This window comes from Methylacidimicrobium tartarophylax (assembly GCF_902143375.2).
In the GTDB taxonomy this organism is placed as follows: domain Bacteria; phylum Verrucomicrobiota; class Verrucomicrobiia; order Methylacidiphilales; family Methylacidiphilaceae; genus Methylacidimicrobium; species Methylacidimicrobium tartarophylax.
This window is the reverse complement of sequence record NZ_CABFVA020000009.1, coordinates 1-19,656: the sequence shown is the minus strand read 5'-3', so window position 1 is coordinate 19,656 and position 19,656 is coordinate 1. Positions and strand designations below refer to the sequence as shown.

The 19,656-nt window shown below is 61.7% G+C and carries 11 protein-coding genes and 1 pseudogene; 10 read left to right on the top strand and 2 right to left on the bottom strand.

The window, feature by feature from the left end; genetic code table 11:
- On the top strand, positions 1-749 hold a 749-nt coding region (locus MAMT_RS11250; protein WP_178086838.1), incomplete at its 5' end, for a hypothetical protein.
- Between the two features lie 60 nt (positions 750-809).
- Positions 810-1,982 carry an XRE family transcriptional regulator gene (locus MAMT_RS01175; RefSeq protein ID WP_142659117.1) on the top strand — a complete coding sequence of 391 codons (1,173 nt, stop codon included), beginning with the start codon at positions 810-812 and terminating at the stop codon, positions 1,980-1,982.
- 10 nt (positions 1,983-1,992) lie between these two features.
- Here MAMT_RS01175 and MAMT_RS01170 read toward each other — a convergent pair whose 3' ends face one another.
- Both MAMT_RS01170 and MAMT_RS01165 read right to left on the bottom strand, forming a co-directional pair.
- A complete protein-coding gene (locus MAMT_RS01170; RefSeq protein ID WP_142659116.1) occupies positions 1,993-3,822 on the bottom strand; it encodes an ABC transporter ATP-binding protein in 1,830 nt (609 codons plus the stop codon).
- Between the two features lie 3 nt (positions 3,823-3,825).
- Positions 3,826-6,378: a glycosyltransferase gene (locus MAMT_RS01165; protein ID WP_142659115.1), complete on the bottom strand. Its 2,553-nt coding sequence runs from the start codon at positions 6,376-6,378 to the stop codon at positions 3,826-3,828.
- Positions 6,379-6,612: 234 nt separating this feature from the next.
- Between MAMT_RS01165 and MAMT_RS01160 the strand changes: the two genes are divergently transcribed.
- From MAMT_RS01160 to MAMT_RS01125, 8 genes and pseudogenes are all read left to right on the top strand, one after another.
- Entirely contained in the window at positions 6,613-7,497 is an 885-nt protein-coding gene (locus tag MAMT_RS01160) for a phosphoribosylaminoimidazolesuccinocarboxamide synthase (RefSeq protein WP_142659114.1), read from the top strand.
- Between the two features lie 329 nt (positions 7,498-7,826).
- Positions 7,827-9,317 carry a TolC family protein gene (locus tag MAMT_RS01155; RefSeq protein WP_246186453.1) on the top strand — a complete coding sequence of 497 codons (1,491 nt, stop codon included), beginning with the start codon at positions 7,827-7,829 and terminating at the stop codon, positions 9,315-9,317.
- Positions 9,318-9,347: 30 nt separating this feature from the next.
- Entirely contained in the window at positions 9,348-10,925 is a 1,578-nt protein-coding gene (locus tag MAMT_RS01150; protein WP_142659113.1) for a TolC family protein, read from the top strand.
- A 110-nt stretch (positions 10,926-11,035) separates the two neighbouring features.
- Positions 11,036-11,596 carry an RNA polymerase sigma factor gene (locus tag MAMT_RS01145; protein ID WP_246186452.1) on the top strand — a complete coding sequence of 187 codons (561 nt, stop codon included), beginning with the start codon at positions 11,036-11,038 and terminating at the stop codon, positions 11,594-11,596.
- A gap of 63 nt (positions 11,597-11,659) precedes the next feature.
- Positions 11,660-12,010 (top strand): hypothetical protein, encoded by a 351-nt coding sequence (locus MAMT_RS01140; protein ID WP_142659111.1) that lies wholly within the window; start codon positions 11,660-11,662, stop codon positions 12,008-12,010.
- A 158-nt stretch (positions 12,011-12,168) separates the two neighbouring features.
- Positions 12,169-15,378, top strand: coding sequence for an efflux RND transporter permease subunit (locus MAMT_RS01135; protein ID WP_142659110.1), 3,210 nt, complete (start codon positions 12,169-12,171; stop codon positions 15,376-15,378).
- Complete coding sequence (locus tag MAMT_RS01130) at positions 15,375-18,590, top strand: efflux RND transporter permease subunit (protein WP_142659109.1); 3,216 nt, start codon at positions 15,375-15,377, stop codon at positions 18,588-18,590. Before MAMT_RS01135 ends, MAMT_RS01130 begins: the two co-directional genes overlap by 4 nt.
- Before the next feature lie 593 nt (positions 18,591-19,183).
- Positions 19,184-19,656, top strand: a pseudogene (locus MAMT_RS01125) (hypothetical protein); the annotation flags it as partial.

The window sequence follows — 19,656 nt, the reverse complement described above, 5'->3', positions numbered from 1 at the left end:
GGGAGGCGGCCGAAGCCGCTCGTGAGGGGTTCTCGGCGGAGGCCTCTGTATTTCTTTTGTCGACGGCGGGCGTGCTGCCGGAGGAATCTGCTCCTGGCGTAGCCGGGGTGCGATCCCGGTTGCGTGAATTTCACGGGACCATCGCACGATGGGTCGATGTCTGGTCGGGGATGGCCGATGGAGTCGTCCTTCCGGTTGGGCGAGAAAGCGAGGCGGAGGTTTCCCCATTCGCCGTCGCCGGCGAGATCGAGGATTGCCATGTTTTTGCGGAAGCAGGCTCTTGCCTCGATTTCTCCTCGCTCCCCTTCTGGGAGAGCCGCGAATTCGGGCAGGCAGCCGAGAAAGCCGACCGTTGCCTGGGATACATCGAGGGGAGCGAGGAGGGCTCGGGTCGGGCGGGTGAACTCGAAAAGCGCCTGCAGGATCTTCTTCCCAAGGAAGCGCGCAGCTTTTTTTGTCGGCGAAAGCAAGCTCGACCGATGCAAAAGCGCCTCTTGCTCCTTCTGGGTCGCGCCCATTCCCGGCTCCCCAAATCGAAGCTCCCGGAGCCGGTTCGAGAAGAGCAGATCCGGACTCAAACCGAAGTGCCGGTTCCTTCTCCGATTCCGGCTGCTCCGGAAAGGGAACTCGTCCATTCCTCCGCGGAAAGCATCCCGTTTGCGAAAACGACCGCCACGTTATACAAGGGGGAAAATCTCGACATTCCCGCCTTTCGACGGCGGAGTGGGAGCCGAACGGAACGGAAGTGACTGCTCGGGAAGCCGAATCGGGCACGGGCGGCGGTTCACGGGCAGCGTAGAAGGCAAGGGATGGAAACCGACCGACAGAAACGGGAGGAGCGTCAGGGAATCTTCCCCTCTCTCGATCTTCCCATTCGTCAGAAGCGGCTCGAAAAAGGGCTTGCGCAGAAAGAGGTGGCCAGCCGTGTCGGGATTACGCGGCAGGCCCTCCACTCCATCGAGACCGGGCGCTACATTCCGAACACGCTCGTCGCCATCCGCCTTGCGCGAGCGCTCGGAAGCCGGGTCGAAGAGATCTTTCCCTGTTGGGAAGGAATCGATCTTCCTCTCTTGTCGGGCCCGTTTCCCCAGGTGGAAGGCGGCAGGCGGCTGGCCTTGGCGGATGTGCGCGGCCGGCTGATCCCTTACCCGGTCGAACGGCTGGAAGAGGGTTCGGGCGCCTTCATCGCGGCGGATGCTCTCCTTCCGGACGATCGTCCGGAAGGGCAGTGGACGTTTCTCTCCTCCGCCTCGGCCATACAACGCAGCGCCTTCATCCTCGGTTGTGACCCCGGAATCGGCCTGCTCGTCGAGAGAATCGCCGCAGTGAGTCGGGACCGCCTGCGCTGGGTCCCCTGCGCGAGCGAAAAGGCGGCAGAGGCCCTTCGGGCGGGTCAGACGCACCTGGCGGGCTGCCATCTCCCCGGCGGTTCCGGCGGGGAAGCGCGCGACAACGTTGCGCTGGCGCGGGAAGCCTTGCAGGGGATCGGTGGGGTCTTGATTCGTTTTGCCCGCTGGGAAGAGGGAATCGCCGTCGCGCGGGGGAACCCGATGGGCATCCGCTCCGCCGAAGAGTTGACCCAGCCTGACCTACGCTTCCTCAATCGGGAGGCGGGAGCGGGGAGCCGGGCCCTTCTGGATGAGCTGCTCCGCAAACAGGGCATTCCGGAGAGTGCGATCCGAGGGTATGAGAGGACGGCTCGTAGTCCGGTTTCCGCCGCGCGGGCGGTGGCCGGTGGCGCGGTCGACGCCGCCCTGACCAATCGCGCCTGCGCTCAGGCGCAGGGGGTCGAATTTATTGCCCTGGGAGCAAGCGAGTTCGATTGGATCGTTCCGCAAGATCAAGTCGATCACCCCACGGTTGCCCTGCTCCTGGACCTGCTCTCCGATTCGCGGATGCGGGCCGAGTTTGCCGCTCTGCCTGGATATGAGGTGAGCCGGATGGGGTCCATCGTGGCGCGATTCGAAAGAGAAAGCTTGTGAGACAGCCAAGTTAACCAGGGTCAGTCGTGACGGCGGGAATCCCGTCAGCGTTCTGCGCTTCCCAGAGCCGCCGGTAGAGTCCGCCCTGGGCGAGAAGATCGCTGTGCCGGCCCGATTCGGAAATGTGGCCTTCGTTCAGTACGAAGACCCAATCCATTTCGCTGGCAAGGTGAAGCCGATGGGTGACCAGCAGCGTGGTTTGGCGGAAAGAGAGAAGAAGCAAGCTCTGGAGTATTTCGCCCTCGAAGGCGGGATCCAGCGATCCGGTCGGTTCGTCGAGCAGGAGGATCGGGGCTTGCCGGAGGAAGGCGCGGGCAATTCCGATCCGCTGTCGCTGGCCACCGCTCAAGGTCAGTCCACGCTCGCCGACGGGGGTCTGGTATTTCTGGTGCAGCCGGTCGATGAACTCATCGGCCCGCGCGGCGTGGGCCGCCTGTTCGATTTCGGCAAACGAGGCGGAGGCCTTTCCCAGGGCGATGTTCTCGAGGATGGTGCCCTGGAAGAGCAGGGTATCCTGGAGTACAATCGCCATGTTCTCGCGCAGCGATCGTTTGGTTACGGTCCGGATATCGGTCCCGTCGATCCGGATCGTGCCCTCGGATGGCTCGAAAAAGCGGGGAAGAAGGGAAAGAAGCGTGCTTTTCCCACTGCCGGTCGGACCCACGATGGCAATGCGCTGTCCCGGGGCGATCGAGAAGGAGATCTGGTGCAGAATCGACGGATGTCCTTCGTAGGCGAACGACACCCGCTCGAAGCGGATTTCTCCACGCACGCGCGGCAAGACCGGAGCATGCGGCGGATCGGGGATCGAGTTTTCGGTCCGGAGGACGTCGAATACGCGGCCCAGGCGTGCCGCCGCATCCTCCAGGGCCCAGGCGGTGTAAGAGAGTTGCTCGAGCGGCTGGTAGAGGAGCGCCAGGTAACTCAGGAAGATCCATAATTCCCCCACGGTCAGGCGACCAAGGGTGACCTGCTGCGCCCCGACGAAGAGAACCAGGGCGGTGCCCAAGGCGGTGATCACCGTCGCCGCCATGACGGAGACGCTGTTGGTCCGAAGGAAGGCGAGATTGGTCTGCCGGCTCTGCTCGGCATGAAGGCGGAAGGAAGCGAGGGCGTTGTCTTCGCGCCCATAGGCCTGAAGCAGCTGAATGTTGGTCAATCCCTCCGAAACATGCGCAAGCACCGTGCTTTCTTTCTCTTGAACCTCCCCGCTTTCCCTGCGGATCCGGTCTGCGAAATGGCTGATGACGAACCAGAGGAAGGGAAGGATTCCGAGTGCGCACGCCGCCAAGAGCGGGTTCATCCGGAATAGGACGATGGCGGCGGCGATCAGCGTGGCGCTCGACCCCAAGACTGTGCCCAGCCCTTTTTGGAAAAGCGTCTGAACCGCCTGGGCGTCATAGGTCACCCGGTAAGCTAGATCTGCGCCGACGCGGCTCCGATGGTAGGAGAGCGGAAGGCCTTGCAAACACTCGAAGAGATCGGTGCGAAGCAGGACCAGAGCACGCAGCCCGCATTGATAGAGAAGAGAAGTGGCCCAGAGATTGAGGCCTCCGTGCAGCAGGGAAAATCCGACGAGCGCCGAAGCGGCGCCGAAAGCGGCTTCCGGCGGAGAAAGAGGCCGGCCCAGGAAGAGAGCCTTGGAGTGCGGTGAAAGCAGAACATGGTCGATGAGCCACTGCACCGGCCACGGGCGCAGGAGACTTGCCGCCACCGTCAAGAGAAGCAGGAGGGTGGCGAAAAGAATGGAGCCGAAGAGGCCGGAAAAGTAGGGGAGGGTCTCCCGATAGAGGGCCCACCGGCTCTTGCCTCCGCCTCCCATGCCCGATTTCGGCGCCACGTCTCACCCCTTCTCGTGCGGTGAATCGAAAGACGAGTCGGGCCGTGAGCCGAAGGGCAGCCAGGGAACCAGGACCAGACCGAGTCGTTGGCCCGCCTTGCCTGCCAGTTCTGCGATCCGATGGCGAATGCGCAATCCTTCTCGAACCCAGAGGATGACGGCGGGCGCACCTCCCAAGAGGCAGAGCAGGGCGGGGCGACCGAAGGCGGCTAGACCCGCGATCACGGCAAAGAATCCGAATATCCAGGCAAGAACGGCCAATGGACTTGGCCGGAGGAAGATTCCTACCCGCAGGAGTCTTTTGCCTTGAGGATAGACTTCGGTCAAGGTGCGCAGACGCACATTCCACCAAGGCCCGGCAAAGACGTGAATGTCCCAGTCGTCCCAGCCGGAATCGAGCGCATAGGCATAGCGATTCTCTGCCAGGACGGATTGAATCCGATCGAGGAGTTCCAGCCGTTCGGCGCCCGACTCACTCCAAAGAGCTACTCCTTCCCGAGAGAACGTCTCCTTGGTTGTGCAAGCTGCTGTTGGGGCGTCCGGGCAGGGGGGAGCCGGCTTGCCTAGAAGCCAGGTGAGGCGCCGGGGAATGCCGCGAGCCAGGGGTTGCAGGAAGGCCAAAGCGACAAGAAGGAGCCGATGGGGCCCGCTCGCAAAGGGCCGTGCCATCTCGGTGCGAAGCCCATAAACCGCTGCCGGAACCAGGCTGGCGGAAAGCAGGAGGAGCGCTGGTGCGAAGAAGGCCGGCCAGCGCAGGCCGAGTAGTACCGAAAGGAGCAGCAGGGCCAGCCATTCCTCGCTGGAGACGGCGGCAAGCCAAAAGGGCTCGGGGCGAGAATAGAGGCATTGGAAGAAGCCGCCGGCAAAGGGGGCATGGTAGACCAAGGGTGGAAAAAGGGAGAGGCGGGAAGAACTTGGCGGATAGATCCGTCCCTTCCAGGATGCCGCTCCCATCGAGCGGAAACGCGAGAGATGGCGAAAGCGCAAGAGTCCTTCGGCCTTCCCATAACCGACTTGCTGCCGCAGGTAGGCCGAGACGGTCGAGCGCCGGTGGTGCCAAACGAGGGCACCCGGCGCAAATCCGAGGAGATGGCCGCGATCGAGCAGCCGCCAGCAGAGATCCACATCGTCCCCGGCGACACGAAAGTCGGGAAGGAATCCCCCGATCGCCTCCAGGACGGCACGGCGAAACGCCATATTGCATCCGGGGAGGTGCTCGGCCAACTGGTCTGTGAGCAGGACGTGAGCGGGAGCGCCGGGGGCTGCGGCGACGGTCGCCTGGAGCGCCGTGGCGGGAGGCGGAGCGATATTCGGCCCTCCGACTCCCGCCAGATCGCCGGACTCGAAGGCCTTTGCTAAAAAATAGAGCCAGTCCCGGTCGACGATGCAGTCGGCATCGGTAAAAGCGACGATCTCCCCTCTCGCCGCGGCGATCCCTCGGTTTCGCGCGACCGCCAACCCGAGGTTTTCTTGGCGAATGATGCGGATCCCCTCCATGGTTTCCAGGAGCTTCCCGGAGCCATCGGTAGAACCGTCATCGACCACGATGACCTCGAAATCGGAGTAGTGGAGCCGCTCCAGGGAACGGAGACAGTTGCCTAGGTATTTCTGGCCGTTGAAGTTGCAGACGACGACGGAAATCTTGGGCGGATTTCGGAGTGGAAAACGGCGAACGATCGGTTCTTCCCAGGAGCGAAAGAGGGATTGTACCCGGTGAAAGCTAGGCTTCGGGCTGCGGTCTTTCCGTACCAACCCGAATGCCCAGTCGGTGATCTCCAAGCCTCCCGTGAACCATTCATCCGTCCACGAGAAGAGGATGGTTCCGGCCAAACCCAATTCGAACACCGTCTCGACGTGGCTGGCCAGGAGATCGGCCTGTTCGGCCTCCCGGTGGCGCCGGGTGTCCATCCCGAACTCGGTGATCAGGAGGGGCTTCTCGCCCGAGAGATTCTGCAGGCGCGCCAAATAGGCGCGGAGGTCCTTCGGCCGATGGAGGTAGAGGTTGAAGCTGACGAAGTCGACCGAGGGAGGGCAGAGATATTCGGTCGGAGGATAATTGGCGTAGCTGACGAGCGTTTCGGGATCCACCTCCCGGACGAGGCCGATCAGTGCATCGAGATGTCGTTCGATTCTCCGGACGCCCGCCCAGCGGACGAGATCGGGAGGGATCTCGTTGTCGATCAGGTAAGCGAAGATCGCCGGATGGCCGGCTCTCTCCCTCACCGAAGTTCGGACGTGGTCCTGGATTTTGCGCAGAACCCGCCGGTCTTTCCAAAACAGCGTGCGCTCGACCCAGGGGATCGTGACGAGGACGCGCAGGCCCTGGTCGAGAGCGGAATCGAGCAGGTCGATCGGAGGAATGTGGTAGACCCGGATCAGATTGCAGCCGCACTCCTTCATTCGGGAGAAGTCGTCCCGAACGGCCGCGGGCTCGGGAAAGGGAACTCCGTCGGTTGAGCGAGGAGCAAAAGGACCGTAGCTCACCCCCTGGATGGGAAATTTCCGCTCGTCTTCAAAGAAGAACTTCGCGCGAACTTGAATGCGGGCGACCCCCATACGCGGTAGGAACGGCACCCTAAGAAGGGGCAGGGCCGTTAAGCCGCCTTTCTCACAAGCTTTCTCCTGCGGCTTGCAGCATGGGCTTAAATGGCGGCTAACCGGCTCTTGGAGAGAATCCTAGCGACTTGTGCCGAAGCTTGGCAAGACCGGCCGAAGAACCGGGGAAGGCTCCTTGGCTTTACAGAAAGGAAAAGTGCGGCATAAACGGAGACCGTGGAGAAAAAAAAAGAGATGGCTCACTATGGGCTTCAGCTCGTTCATCAGGGGAAGGTTCGGGATCTCTATTCCTGGAAAGAGGAGCTTTGGCTCGTTGCTTCGGATCGGATCTCGGCGTTCGACTGCATCTTGCCCACGGCGATTCCCGGCAAGGGGGAAATCCTCACCCAGATCAGCCGCGGTTGGTTTGTCCTGCTGACGTCTCTCTGCCCCAATCATGTCTTGGGCTACGATCTTCCGGCCGCGGTGCCGATTCCGGAGTGGCAGGGTCGGCTGACGCGGGCGAAGCCGTGCCGCCCGCTCCCGATCGAGTGCGTGGTGCGCGGATACCTCGCGGGCTCCGCTTGGAAGGAGTATCGGAGCACGGGACGGGTGGCAGGCGTTGCGCTTCCTCCGGGGCTGCGGGAAGCGGACCGCTTGCCGGAGCCGCTGTTCACTCCCACGACGAAAGCGGAAGTCGGGCATGATCTGCCGCTCAAGCCGTCCGAGGCGGAGAGGCTGATCGGAACGGCGCTGCATGCGCGGGTTTCCTCGCTCTCCCTGGCGCTTTACGAGGCGGGACGCCAGTACGCGGCGGAACGGGGAATCCTCGTCGCCGACACGAAATTCGAATTCGGGATCCGTGGAGAAGAACTTCTTCTGATCGACGAGGTTTTGACTCCCGATAGTTCCCGGCTCTGGCCGCAATCCGAGTATGAACCCGGCGGAACCCAGCCCAGCTTCGACAAGCAGTTCGTCCGCGACTTCCTGGAATCTCTCTCCTGGGATAAACGCCCGCCCGCGCCCGCGTTGCCGGATCTCATTGTGGCGAAGACCCAAGTCAAGTACCGGGAGGCGTTGCGGCTCCTTTTCCCGGAGCTCGAGAAGGAGATTCCGCCGCGCGGCGCTGCCGAAGGGTAGGGAAAGGAAGCGGAATAGGGCGACAGGGACCGAAGCGTGGTGCGCACCGGCTTCCTTGGACAGCGTCGGACGCTGCGGGAGAGTCGCGGCGGCGCGAGCGAGACAATTTGCGGGTGATCCGGTTAAATCCGATAAATATTTCGCTTTCGGAAGCGATGGCGGGCTGGGAAGTCTCTTCCCGGCAGGTTGGATTCGTGAAGAAAAGCAAGAAGTGTCACGCCGGTTCGGAATGGCTCGCCCGCCTGTCTCGCAAGCATTTTCCTGTGCCTTGCAAACTTGGTGAGACGGGTAGGGTTGTGGCGTTGTGGTCAGGGATGCTGCTTGGGCTTATGGGCGCTACCAGGCTGGCCGCCGCCCAGACAGCGCCGAAGGCGGAAAAGGTGCAACCAGCCCGTGCGGTTCTGGCTTTTCCGTCCTATCAGCAGCAGGTGCAAGGACGTCCCGCTCCTGGCAATGCCCCTTCGCTCGAGACGCTCCTGGCTGCGGTCTCGCCGATCGCCGGGAAACGCGCGGATCCAAACGCGATCGACCTGACCGCCTGCTACCGGATGGCGGCAATCCGCTGGGATCAACTCAAGATCGACTATCAGACCCTGCGCGCCCAACAGGCGGTGGTGACACAAACGATGTCGGCGTTCTTTCCGCAGTTTACCTGGGAGAACATGCAGAGCTTTCAGAACACCACCGGAGTCATCCCCACCGTCAGCGGGGTGGCTGTGGGAACCTCCCAGGGCTATTTCTCGTTCAACGGGATCAACACCACCTGGCTTCTCTTCGATAGCCTAAGGCAGCAGAACCGCGTGGCCGCGGCCCGGGCGGATGCATCCGCCCAGTCCTACACCATGCAGAGGGACTACCAGATGCTCTACCTGAACGTCGCCCAGGCGTTTTATCAAGAGCTCAATTACGAAGGGAGCGTCTCGATCCTCGAGGATCAGATCGCGGCTCTCCAAGGGCTCGTGAGCGAGCTCGAATATCGGCTCAAGATCGGGAGGTCTCGTCCCGCCGATGTCTTCCAAGGGCAGGCGAATCTCGCTGCCGCGGTAGCCCAACGGGAGGGGTATATCGGCTTGATGAATCAGTACAAGTCGACGGTCAACTACTACTTGGGCATCGGCATGGACAAGATCAATCTCAAGGAGACCCAAGCCTTCCCCGCGTCGCAAAGCTTGGAGGAGTACCTGGTTCATGTGGGGAGCCGGCCGGACGTCCTGGCGCAACTCCAGCTCCTCCGTGCGCAGAAGGCTCAGCTTGCTGTTGCCATCGGCAATTTCGGTCCGCGCGCGGGGATATCGGGTAGCTACTTCCTGAGCCACCAGCCGGACTCGCCGGTGATCTGGACCGTCAACATCGTGACGACGATGCCGCTCTTTACCGGCGGCCTCCTCACTGCCACCGTCCGGGAAGAGCGGGCGCTCGTGCATGTCGCCGAGCTCCAAGTGGAGAACCTGAAGCGCACCGCCGACCAGACCCTTCGCATCGCCTTTGCGCTCTTCAATGCCGCTGTCGAGCAGGTCCTCCAGTACCGGGAGCAGGTCGAGGTTTCCGCGCTCTACTATGCGGCGCAGCGGGACGACTTCCAGCGCGGAGTCGTCCAGCTCCTCGACGTCCTGGTGGCCCTGAATACCTATCAGCAGGCGCGGCTCGCCCTGCATCAGAATGAGATGAACGCCCGCTACCAGTTGATCAATCTCTTCGTCCAGGCGGGCTTGACTCCAACCAATATCGAGGCCACGGGCCTTCCCCTGCACAACGTTCTCCGGACCGGTCCGCCCGTCGGTCCAGGCACCCCGCCGGCCCTCAAGGCTTCGATTCCGTAGCGGCCGGCCGGAGGGGAAAGCATGGGTCTTATGAAGAGCAAGAGGAGGACGCGGCAGGCGCGAACGCGCGGGTTGGCGGCTCTCGCCGCCGGAGCCCTCTCTCTGCTCAGTCTCTCTCCATGGCAAGTGCCTGCCCAGCCGCAGGAGAAGGCGGAAGAGGAGCATTCCCCTTGGCCCCTTCGCGCGCTGCCGGCTCGTGAGCAGCCGACCCCCGGCCGCCCGTCTGCGGCGGAACTGCCAGCGCTGGAAACCATGCTACAAGCGCTTTCGCCGATCGCCGTAAAACGATCGGATCCGAAGGCGATCGACCTGGCGGAATGCTATCGGCTGGCGGCGATCCGTTGGGACCAGTTGAAGATCGATTATCAGACCGTGCGTGCGCAGCAGGCGGTGGTCGCACAAGCCCAATCGGCGTTCCTTCCGCAATTTTCCTGGGAGAACATGCAGAGCTTTCAGAACACGGTCGGCGTTATCCCCACGATCGGCGGAGTGGCGGTGAACACTGCTAGCCCCAATGGCTACTTTTCCTTCAACGCGATCAATTCGACGTGGCTGCTCTTCGACAGCTTGCGACAGCAGAATCGGGTCGCCGCGCAACGGGCAACCGCTTCCGCGCAGATCTACACGATGGCGTGGGACTACCAGAACCTCTACCTGAACGTCGCCCAGGCGTTTTATCAGGAACTCAACTACGAAGGCAGCGTGTATATCCTGGAAGACCAGATCGCGGCCTTGCGAGGGCTCGTGAACGAGCTCCAGTATCGGTTGAAGGTCGGCCGCTCTCGTCCCGCCGATGTCTTCCAAGGGCAGGCGAATCTTGCGGCCGCGGTCGCCGCGCGCGAAGGCTACATCGGTTCGATGAACCAGTACAAGGCGACGCTCAACTACTACTTGGGCATCGGCCCGGAAAAGATCGATCTCAAGGAGACGCAAGCGTTTCCCGGCTCCCAGACCCTGGAAGAGTACCTGGTGCATGTCGGGAGCCGGCCTGACGTTCTCGCCCAGGTGCAGCTCCTGCGCTCCCAGAAAGCGTCGCTCGCGGTCGCCATCGGCGAGTTCGGCCCGCGCACGGCGCTCACCGGCACTTACTTCTTGAGCCATCAGCCGGATTCACCCGTTCTTTGGAACACCAATATCGTCACCACGATGCCTCTCTTTACGGGCGGCCTCTACACCGGGTATGTCCGTCAGGAGCAGGCGCTTGTGCATTCGGCTGAGCTCCAGGTGGAAAATCTGAAGCGGACCGCGGATGAGAATCTACGGATCGCCTTCGCGCTCTTCAATGCCGCGGTGGGACAGGTCCTTCAGTATCGGGAGCAGGTCGAGGTTTCGGCACTCTACTATGCGGCGCAGCGGAATGACTTTCGACGGGGAGTGGCGCAGCTCCTCGATGTGCTCGTCGCGCTGAACGTCTACCAGCAGGCAAGGCTTTCGCTCCATCAGACCGAGATGAACGCCCGGTATCAACTGGTGAACCTCTTCGTCCAGGCGGGCCTGGCCGACGGAAACTTGAATCGCACCGGGCTTCCGCTTCATGATATGCTGCGAACCAGTTCATCCACCGGACCCGGGACGCCTCCGGCGATGCCGGTCTCGGCTCCGCAGTAAGCAGCCTGCTCTCGCTTCTGTAAGAGGGAGAGGATCGGATGGGATCGCAACGTCCGGAAAGTTGCGCGATATCCCTCCTATCGGGCAAAAAGGCAGGAAGCAAAAACGCGGTGTCGGAAGAAGGGGAAGATGCCGAGCTCATGGCGAAGATCGCCAAGGGCGACGACCAAGCCTTCCGAAGGCTGATCGAGCGTCACGAACTTGCCGTTTTTGGCACCGCGGTCAAGATGCTGCAGGACCGCTTTGCGGCGGAAGAGGTCACGCAAAAGGTCTTTCTGCGCGTCTACTGGGCGGCCAAGCGGTATCGCCCGACCGCCAAGTTCCGCACCTGGCTTTTCACGATCCTCCGCCGGCTTGTCTTGAACGAGATCCGCCGCCGGCGCTCCGCCGACGTTCTCCTCTTCCAGGCCGACGATCCGGGGGAAGGGGTTTCACCTGTAACCCCCCGCTCTCCGGCGGACATTCTCCTGGGCAAAGAGCGACTCGAGCTGGTCGAGCGGGCCATCGCTTCCCTTCCTCCGAAACAGCGGTTTGCGGTGGTCCTCAAAAGCTATGAGGATCTCTCCTACGAGGAGATCGGACGGATCCTCGGGCTTTCCTTGAGTGCGACTCGCGCCCTGCTCTTCCGCGCCCGCGAAAGCTTGCGCAAGACCTTATCGTTTCTTGGGTAGCATTCGTACGGGAGGCGGAATGTCTGCTTTCCCTTGGGGAAGGAACGGGTTAGATTGGCTTGCATGCCGGCCAAACGACGTTTCCTCCCCCTGCCGATCCTCTTTGGCGTCTTCTGCTTATGCCTTCCTCTCTCCTCCTCGAGCGCGCGCGCGACGAACCGGACCCACGCTCCCTCGGAACGCGCTCCGGCGGGGATGGTCCTATGGAAGACCTTCCCGGAGGGAGGAGGGTATTTCCAGCAGCGTCCGGACGCGCCGATCATCGTCATTCCGGCCCCTCCTCGGCTACCGGTTCCGTCGGCTCGCGAAGGAGCGGCGGCAGTCCAACATGGGAGAATACCGCAAGAGAGGATCGTGCCTTCCTTTATTCCCGACAAGGCGATGGAGACCGGAGCCTTTTCCGGCGGACTGTAGCCCGTTACGGTCAAATTACGGCATAAATTCCGCGACGTTTTCTCGCCGGCGCGGTTTTATCCTTTGCGGTCCACAGACGGTTGCCTGTGAACTCGTGCAGAAGTCCCTCCTTACGGCAGAGGCACTCAGTCGTGCGTGATCCGGGAGGGGATCCGTAGATGACACTCTCCGATCTTTCGATTCGTCGGCCCGTCTTCGCCTGGATGCTGATGGCCGGGCTCATCCTCTTCGGGGCGATCTCCCTGGGCAGGCTGGGGGTCAGCGACCTGCCGGAGATCGACTTCCCGGTCTTGACCATCAATCTCCAATGGGCGGGCGCCGCACCGGAGATCCTGGAGACATCGATCGTCGATCCGATCGAGGAAGCCGTGATTTCCTCGCAGGGGCTTCGGAACATCACCTCCTTTATCGAGCAGGGGCAGGCGTCAATTATTCTCGAGTTCGATCTCGGCCGGCCGATCGACGCGGCATTGACCGAGGTCCAGTCCAAGGTGAGCTCGGTCAAGCTCCCCTACGATACGACGACCCAGGCGGCGACACAGACCGTCCAGCCCGTCGCGCAGCCGATCCTGACCAAGGATAATCCGGAAGAGCAGCCGATCCTGATCCTTGCGGTTTCGGGCAAGGACAAGACGCTGCACGATCTGGTCACCTACGTCGACCTAGTGCTGCATGACGAATTCCAGATCGTTCCCGGGGTGGGGGAGATCGTGCTGGCCGGGTACAACGTCCGGAACCTGCGCGTCTGGGTCGACAACGAGAAGCTCAAGCTGCTGCAACTGACCCTGCTCGACGTGCAGACGGCACTCCAGCAGGAACAGGTCGAGGTGGCCGCCGGCTATCTCGAAAACTCGAAGCGGGAGATGAACGTCCGGGCGATGGGAGAAGGGCTCACTCCGGAGCAGGTGGGGAACATTCAGATCAAGAAGCGCGGGACCGAGCTCATCTATCGATCCTCCATTCAGATCAAGGATGTCGCCCGCGTCGAGGACGGGCTCGACGACATCCGGCGAATTGCCGTCACGGGCGGGCACCCGGTGGTCGGCCTGGGCATCAAGAAGCAGCCGGGAGCCAATTCGGTGGCTGTTGCTCGGGCGGTCAAGCAGAAGCTGGAGGAAGTGAAGCGCCATCTGCCTCCCGGCTTCACCCTCCAAGTGGTCTATGACCGGACGCAGCACATCGAGGAGGCGATCCAGGAAACTCTCTTTACCCTGCTCCTCTCGGCTCTGGTCACGGCGGCGGTCTGCTACCTCTTCTTGGGAACCTGGAGTTCCACCCTCAACGTTCTGCTCTCCATTCCTACCTCAGTGCTCGGGACCTTCATCATCCTCTACTTTTTGGGGTTCACGCTCAACTTCTTCACCCTTCTCGGCCTGTCCCTGGCGATCGGCATCATCGTCGATGACGCGATCATGGTGCTGGAGAACATTGTCCGGCATCGGGAGATGGGGCAGGGAAGGGTCCTGGCCGCCCAGATCGGAGCGCGGGAGATTACCTTTGCGGCCGTGGCGGCAACGGTGGCGATCCTGGCCATCTTCCTGCCCGTCGCCTTCATGCGCGGGATCGTCGGCAAGTACTTCTACCAGTTTGGGGTGACGATCACGGCAGCCGTCGCTCTTTCGCTGCTCGAGGCGATTACTCTTACGCCGATGCGTTGCTCCCAGCTGCTCGAGGACCCGAACCGTCGCCGAGGGCTGGCGTGGCTCATGGACCGGATCTTCCATGGACTCTCGCAGGTCTACCGGTTCTTCTTGCGCATCTGCGTCGATCACCCCTGGCTGGTCCTCCTCGCGGCTACGATCCTCTTCGCCTTCTCCCTGCGCTTTTTGGCACTCCTGCCCAAGGAGCTGATCCCCGCGCAAGACGAGTCCTCCTTCCTGGTGCGGATCCAGACCGCGGTCGGCTCGTCCATTCAGTTGACCCAGAGAAAGCTGGAAGAGTGCGAGGCGATCATCGCGACTCATCCCGAGGTGGCTCGGGTTTTTGGAGAGGTCGGAGGATTCATTCAGCGCACGGGTGCGAGCGACGGCAACTTGATCGATGCCCAGGTCAATGTGGGCACCCTCTATGTGACGCTCAAGCCCAAAAGCGAGCGTAAGCTCACCCAGCAGGAGCTGGGAGATCGGCTTCGATCCGAGCTGGACAAGCTCGGAGGACTAAAAGTGGCGCTCCAGGATCTGTCGATTCGTGGATTTACCACCGGACGCGGGTTCCCGATCGAGTTCTCCGTGCGCGGCCAAGACTACAAGGTGCTTCGGGAGCAGGTCGCCAAGATCACGGATGAGATGAAGAAATCCGGTTACTTCGTCGATCTTGATACCGATTTCCGGGATGGAATGCCCGAGGTCCGTGTCTTTCCCGACCGGTTCGCCGCCAACGCCTGCGCGATGCCGATTCAGAACATCGCTAACACGATCGCGGTTGCGATCGGGGGTGTGGCGCAGAGCCAGTTCACGAACGGCGATCGCCGCTACGACATTCGGATCCGGCTGGAGGGGGGGGAGCGAGTGAAGCCCGAGGATATCCAGAAGCTCTTCGTCCGCACGAACTCCAACGAATATATGCCGATCACCTCGGTCGCCCATTTTCAAACCGTCCCGACCTACCAGACGATCGGACGACGGATGAGGGAGAGGGCGATCACGGTCTTTGCCAACGTTGCCTCGGGAAAATCCCAGGCGGCGGCACTGGCTGAAGCCCGAAAGATCGCGGATCGGAATGTCCTCCGCGGGTATCGAGTCTACTGGAGCGGCGGAGCCGCTGCCTTCGAGGAGACCTTCGGAAGCCTCGAGTTTGCTCTCTGGGTCGGGATCGTCATCGCCTACATGGTCCTCGCCTCCCAGTTCAACAGCTTTGTCCATCCCTTGACCGTCCTGCTGGCGCTTCCGTTCAGCTTGAGCGGAGCCCTTCTCGCTCTCTGGCTGACGCATCAATCGATCAATCTCTATAGCATGATCGGCCTAGTGCTGCTCATGGGGATCGCGAAGAAGAACTCGATCCTGCTCGTCGAATTCGCCAACCAGAAGCGGCATCTCGAAGGACTGCCCGTCCGGGAAGCTCTCCTGGAAGCGGGTCCGATTCGGCTTCGCCCGATTCTGATGACCTCGGTCGCGACTCTGGCGGCGGCACTCCCGCCGGCCCTGGCGATCGGCCCCGGCTCCGAGAGCCGGATTCCCATGGCGATCACGATCCTCGGAGGGGTAACGGTTTCCACCTTCTTCACGCTGCTGGTCGTTCCAGCGGCCTACCGCGTGTTCGCCCGGCTGGAGAGAAAACCTCGTCCCCCTTCCGCTCCGGCTGGCGGGGGGCCGGCGCCGATGGTCTGGGAGCATGCGGAGAACCCGCAGAGTCCGGAGGGAATCCCATGAACCTGCCCGAGATTGCCATCCGAAGACCGGTTGCCGCGTGGATGCTCATGGCAGCCCTGGTCTTTTTCGGCATCCTCTGCCTCTTTTCCCTTGGAGTCAGCCGTCTCCCGGATGTGACCTACCCGGTCTTGACCGTCGTCGCCCAATGGCCGGGCGCCTCCCCCGAGGTGATGGAAGCGGAGGTAGTCGATCCTTTGGAAGAAGTGCTCATGTCGGTGCAGGGAATCCAGGACGTCACGAGCACGGTCATGCAGGGAGTGGCACGGATCCAGCTCGATTTTCGCTTGGATCGGGACATCGATGCGGCTCTGCAGGAGACCAATTCCAAGATCCGTTCCGTGCAACTCCCCTACAACGTGGATCCCCCCGTGATCTACAAGGTCAATCAGAACGACTCCCCGATCCTCTGGCTCGCGGTCACCTGGGAACGGCCTCTGAAGGAGATCATCCGGTATGTCGACACGCGCGTTCGCGACAAGTTTTCCCTGGTGCAGGGCATCGGCGACATTCAGCTCGGAGGATGGACGGATCGGAACTTCCGCGTCTGGCTCGACCGGAACAAGCTGGCGCAATATCAGGTCGCTCCCAACGACGTTCTCAATCTCTTCCGGGCCGAATACCAGGAGACGGCTTCCGGTTACCTGGAAAGCGCGAATAACGAGATCAATGTCCGGGTGATGGGCGAGGTCAGGTCTCCCGAAGAGATGGGCGGATTGGTGCTCAATCATCGGGGAGGTTCCGGCGGAGCCAATCTTCCGCCCTTGACCGGCATTGCTTCCGCGCAAGGAGGAATGGCCGGAGGAGCGGGAACGACCAGCTTTGCGACGAACACGCTCAGTAACGTGCGGGGCCCGGCGGACTCCTTCACGCCGCTCGCCCAGGTCGCACGGCCGGAGGACGGAATCATGGACCCGCGCCGCTTTGCGCGGAGCGACGGAGTCCTTGCCGTAGGTCTAGGTCTGCAAAAGCTGCGCGGATACAACGAGATCGAGGTAGCCAATTCCGCGAAGCGGATCATGGAGGAGATCAAGCCCGATTTGCCGCCGGGAATGAAGATCGGCACGCGTTTCGATTCCTCGGTTTTCACGGCCGAGGCGATTCGGGAGACCGCCTTCATGCTTCTCTTTTCCATCGGGGTCACCACCCTCGTCTGCCTCGCCTTCCTGGGTTCCTTTCGAACCACGGTGAACGTGCTCTTCTCGATCCCGATCTCGATTCTGGGAAGCTTCATCTTCTGCAAGGCGATGGGCTTTACGCTCAACTTCTTTACGCTTCTCGCCCTCTCGATGGCCGTGGGCATCGTGATCGATGATTCGATCATGGTCCTGGAAAACATCACCCGTCATCACAGCATGGGGAAGAGTCCGGAGCAGTCTGCCCTCGACGGAACCCGCGAGATTTTTTTCGCGGCAGCCGCCTCCACGCTGACGATCGTCTCCGTCTTCGCTCCGATCGCCTTCCTGGGAGGCGTGGTAGGCAAGTTCCTCTTCCAGTTCGGTGCGATGATCTCGTGCGCGGTGCTCATCTCGCTTTTGGAGGCGCTCACGCTCGCTCCGATGCGCTGCGCCGAATTCGTGAGCGGCTCCCACGGGCCGGGGCGGGTCGAAACTTGGTTGGAAGGCTTCTATCATCAAATGGGAAGCGTCTACCGAGTCTGCCTCGGCTTCGCTCTCCGTCACCGGTGGCTCGTCGTCCTCGTCTCCTTTGGCCTCTTCTTCCTCTCCCTCCGCGTCTTCCCGTTGCTCCACCGGGAGCTCTCACCCTCGGAAGATCTCGGCATGGCCCTGCTCCGGATCGAGACCCCGGTGGGGAGTTCGCTCGACTATACGAGCCATCGGGTGCAGGAGCTGGAGAGCTTTCTCAAGCGCCAGCCGACGGTCGCTCACTTCTTCACCACCGTGGGCGGGTATTCCGGAGGCGAAGTGAACCGTGGAGCGATCTTTGTGACGCTCAAGCCACGAAACCAGAGGAAAGAGCGGCTTCAGGAGATCATCCGCACTTGGCGTAAGGAGTTGAAGAAGCCTGTGTACAGCGACCTTCACATCAAGGTGATCGACATCAGTCAGAGCGCCTTCAGCAGCAAGCGGGGCACCAACATCGAGCTTTCGCTGCGCGGTTCGGATTACGCCGTGCTTCAAGCGAAGGCGGACGCCATCGTCCACCAGATGGAGGCGACGGGCGATTACACGGATCTGGACACCGATTACCGAACGGGAATGCCCGAGCTCGAGGTGGTACCGGATCGGCAAAAGGCCGCCGACTCCAACATCAGCATGCAGACGATCGCCGATGTGGTCGCGGCCGGTATCGGCGGAATGCGCCAGGGGCAGTATACCAACCGCGAGGATAACCGGCGTTACGACCTGCGGATTCGCCTCGAGCCCAACCAGTGGCGGGAGCCGGAGGACGTGGCCAATTTGCCACTCTGGTCGGGCTACGGGGGGGAGATGATCCGGCTCAAGGACATCGCGGAAGTGCGGGTCGTGCCGAAGCTGCTCGACATCACGCGGGAAAATCGCCGGCGGGCGATCACGCTCTTCGCCAACGTGAAACCCGAGGTTTCCCAGGCGAAGGCACTGGATACCGCCTTGGAGATCTGCCGCAAGGAGCTTCCGCCGGGCTACGACGTGGAACCCACCGGGAGCAGCCAGACCGCGAAGGAGACCTTTGCTTCCTTCCCGGTGACCTTCGCCCTGGGAATCCTTTTGGCCTACATGCTCCTGGGCGCCCAGTTCAACAGCTTTCTCTATCCCCTGGTCGTGCTGGTGGCGATCCCCTTTTCCCTGACTGGAGCCTTTCAGGGACTCTACCTCACCGGGATGTCGCTCAACATCTACAGCGGCATTGGAATCATCTTGCTCATGGGTCTGGCGATGAAGAACTCGATCCTCCTGGTCGAATTCTTCAATAAAAAGCGCTTTGAGGAGGCGCTGCCCCTCCCCGAGGCGCTTTTGGATGCCGCTGCGATCCGGCTCCGTCCCATCTTGATGACGTCGCTTGCCACCATTGCGGCGGCCTTGCCCGGCGCAGTGGGCTTCGGCCCGGGAGCGGAAGTGCGGAAGCCGCTGGCGATCGTCGTGATCAGCGGGATTATCGTCTCGACGCTCTTCACTCTCTTCGTCGTCCCCTGCGTCTATTCGCTCCTGGCTCCCTTAAGCCGGCGTAAGCGCCTCGAAGAAGTCGAGGCCGAGCTGGCGAAATCCTCCCTATAGCCTTGCGACTGCCTCGCCTAAGAGGAGCGACCTGGTGTTTGCAACGGGCCCCGGGAATCCCGCTTACGCGAGAAAGCCATTGATCATAATGGAAGTAAATAGGATACGCAACGGCTATGCGATCGTGAGTTAAGAAGATGGCACCCTTTGGTCATCAAAATGTTACAAACTTGTCACAATTGTCTTTCGCGCAATCGCGGTATAAGTCTATTCAGAAATCTTCAGGGGAGGCGGAGGAGAAGCGGGTAGTTTGTTCAGCAACGCCCGCCCTCCTTGCGACGCCAAGTTCAAGAGCGAGGGAAGGTCATGGGGGGCAAGTCTGGGAAGCGACGGGAGAAGCCCATCCTGTCTCCTTCATGGTTGATCCCGCGGCCTGCGCTTAGGGGGAGGAAGCCTGGGTCGGCCAGCGATTGGCTCCGGGATTTCGCGGCAGGCCCTGCTGGTCGAACGGCGCGACGCCGTTTTTATTCCGGCGTCGAATTTTTTTCTAAGAATTCGATGAGTGGATCCGTCTTTCTCATTGGACATCGGGCCACTTTTGGGAAGCGATCCTCGATCAAAACAGACGAAACCAGCGAAACAAGGAACATGCGATGAAACGACGGAATCGATTAGGCCGGAACTGGTGGTTGGTCACCGGGCTCTCTTGGCTCTGCGCGAGTCCTCTTACCGTTCTTTACGCGGAGGGAACGGCAGCAGACGCCTCTGCTGATCAAGGGCAGAGCGCGCCCCGGCTGAGGGAACAAGCTCAGGCTTTGCAGGATAAAGCCGCAAGCAATCAGGGTCTGGCGGATGCGCAAAAAACGGCGGCAGGCATTCAAAATGCGCAGGGTCATCCCCAGCAGGCTCAAATCGATCAGATGCGGGCGGCTCACCTGGATAACAAGGCGAAAGCTGAGGATGCCCAGGCGGTAAAGGAGATGCGGGAAGCCAAGGATCACCCGGTAGCGGGAGGTCAAGGGAACTCGGCTGGAGAGAAAGGAACGGCTTCGAGCGGCAGCAGCAGAGTAGGGAATAGCGGAAGCCGCGGCAACGGAGGAGGGAGTGCTCCCGGCTGGGCGGAGCG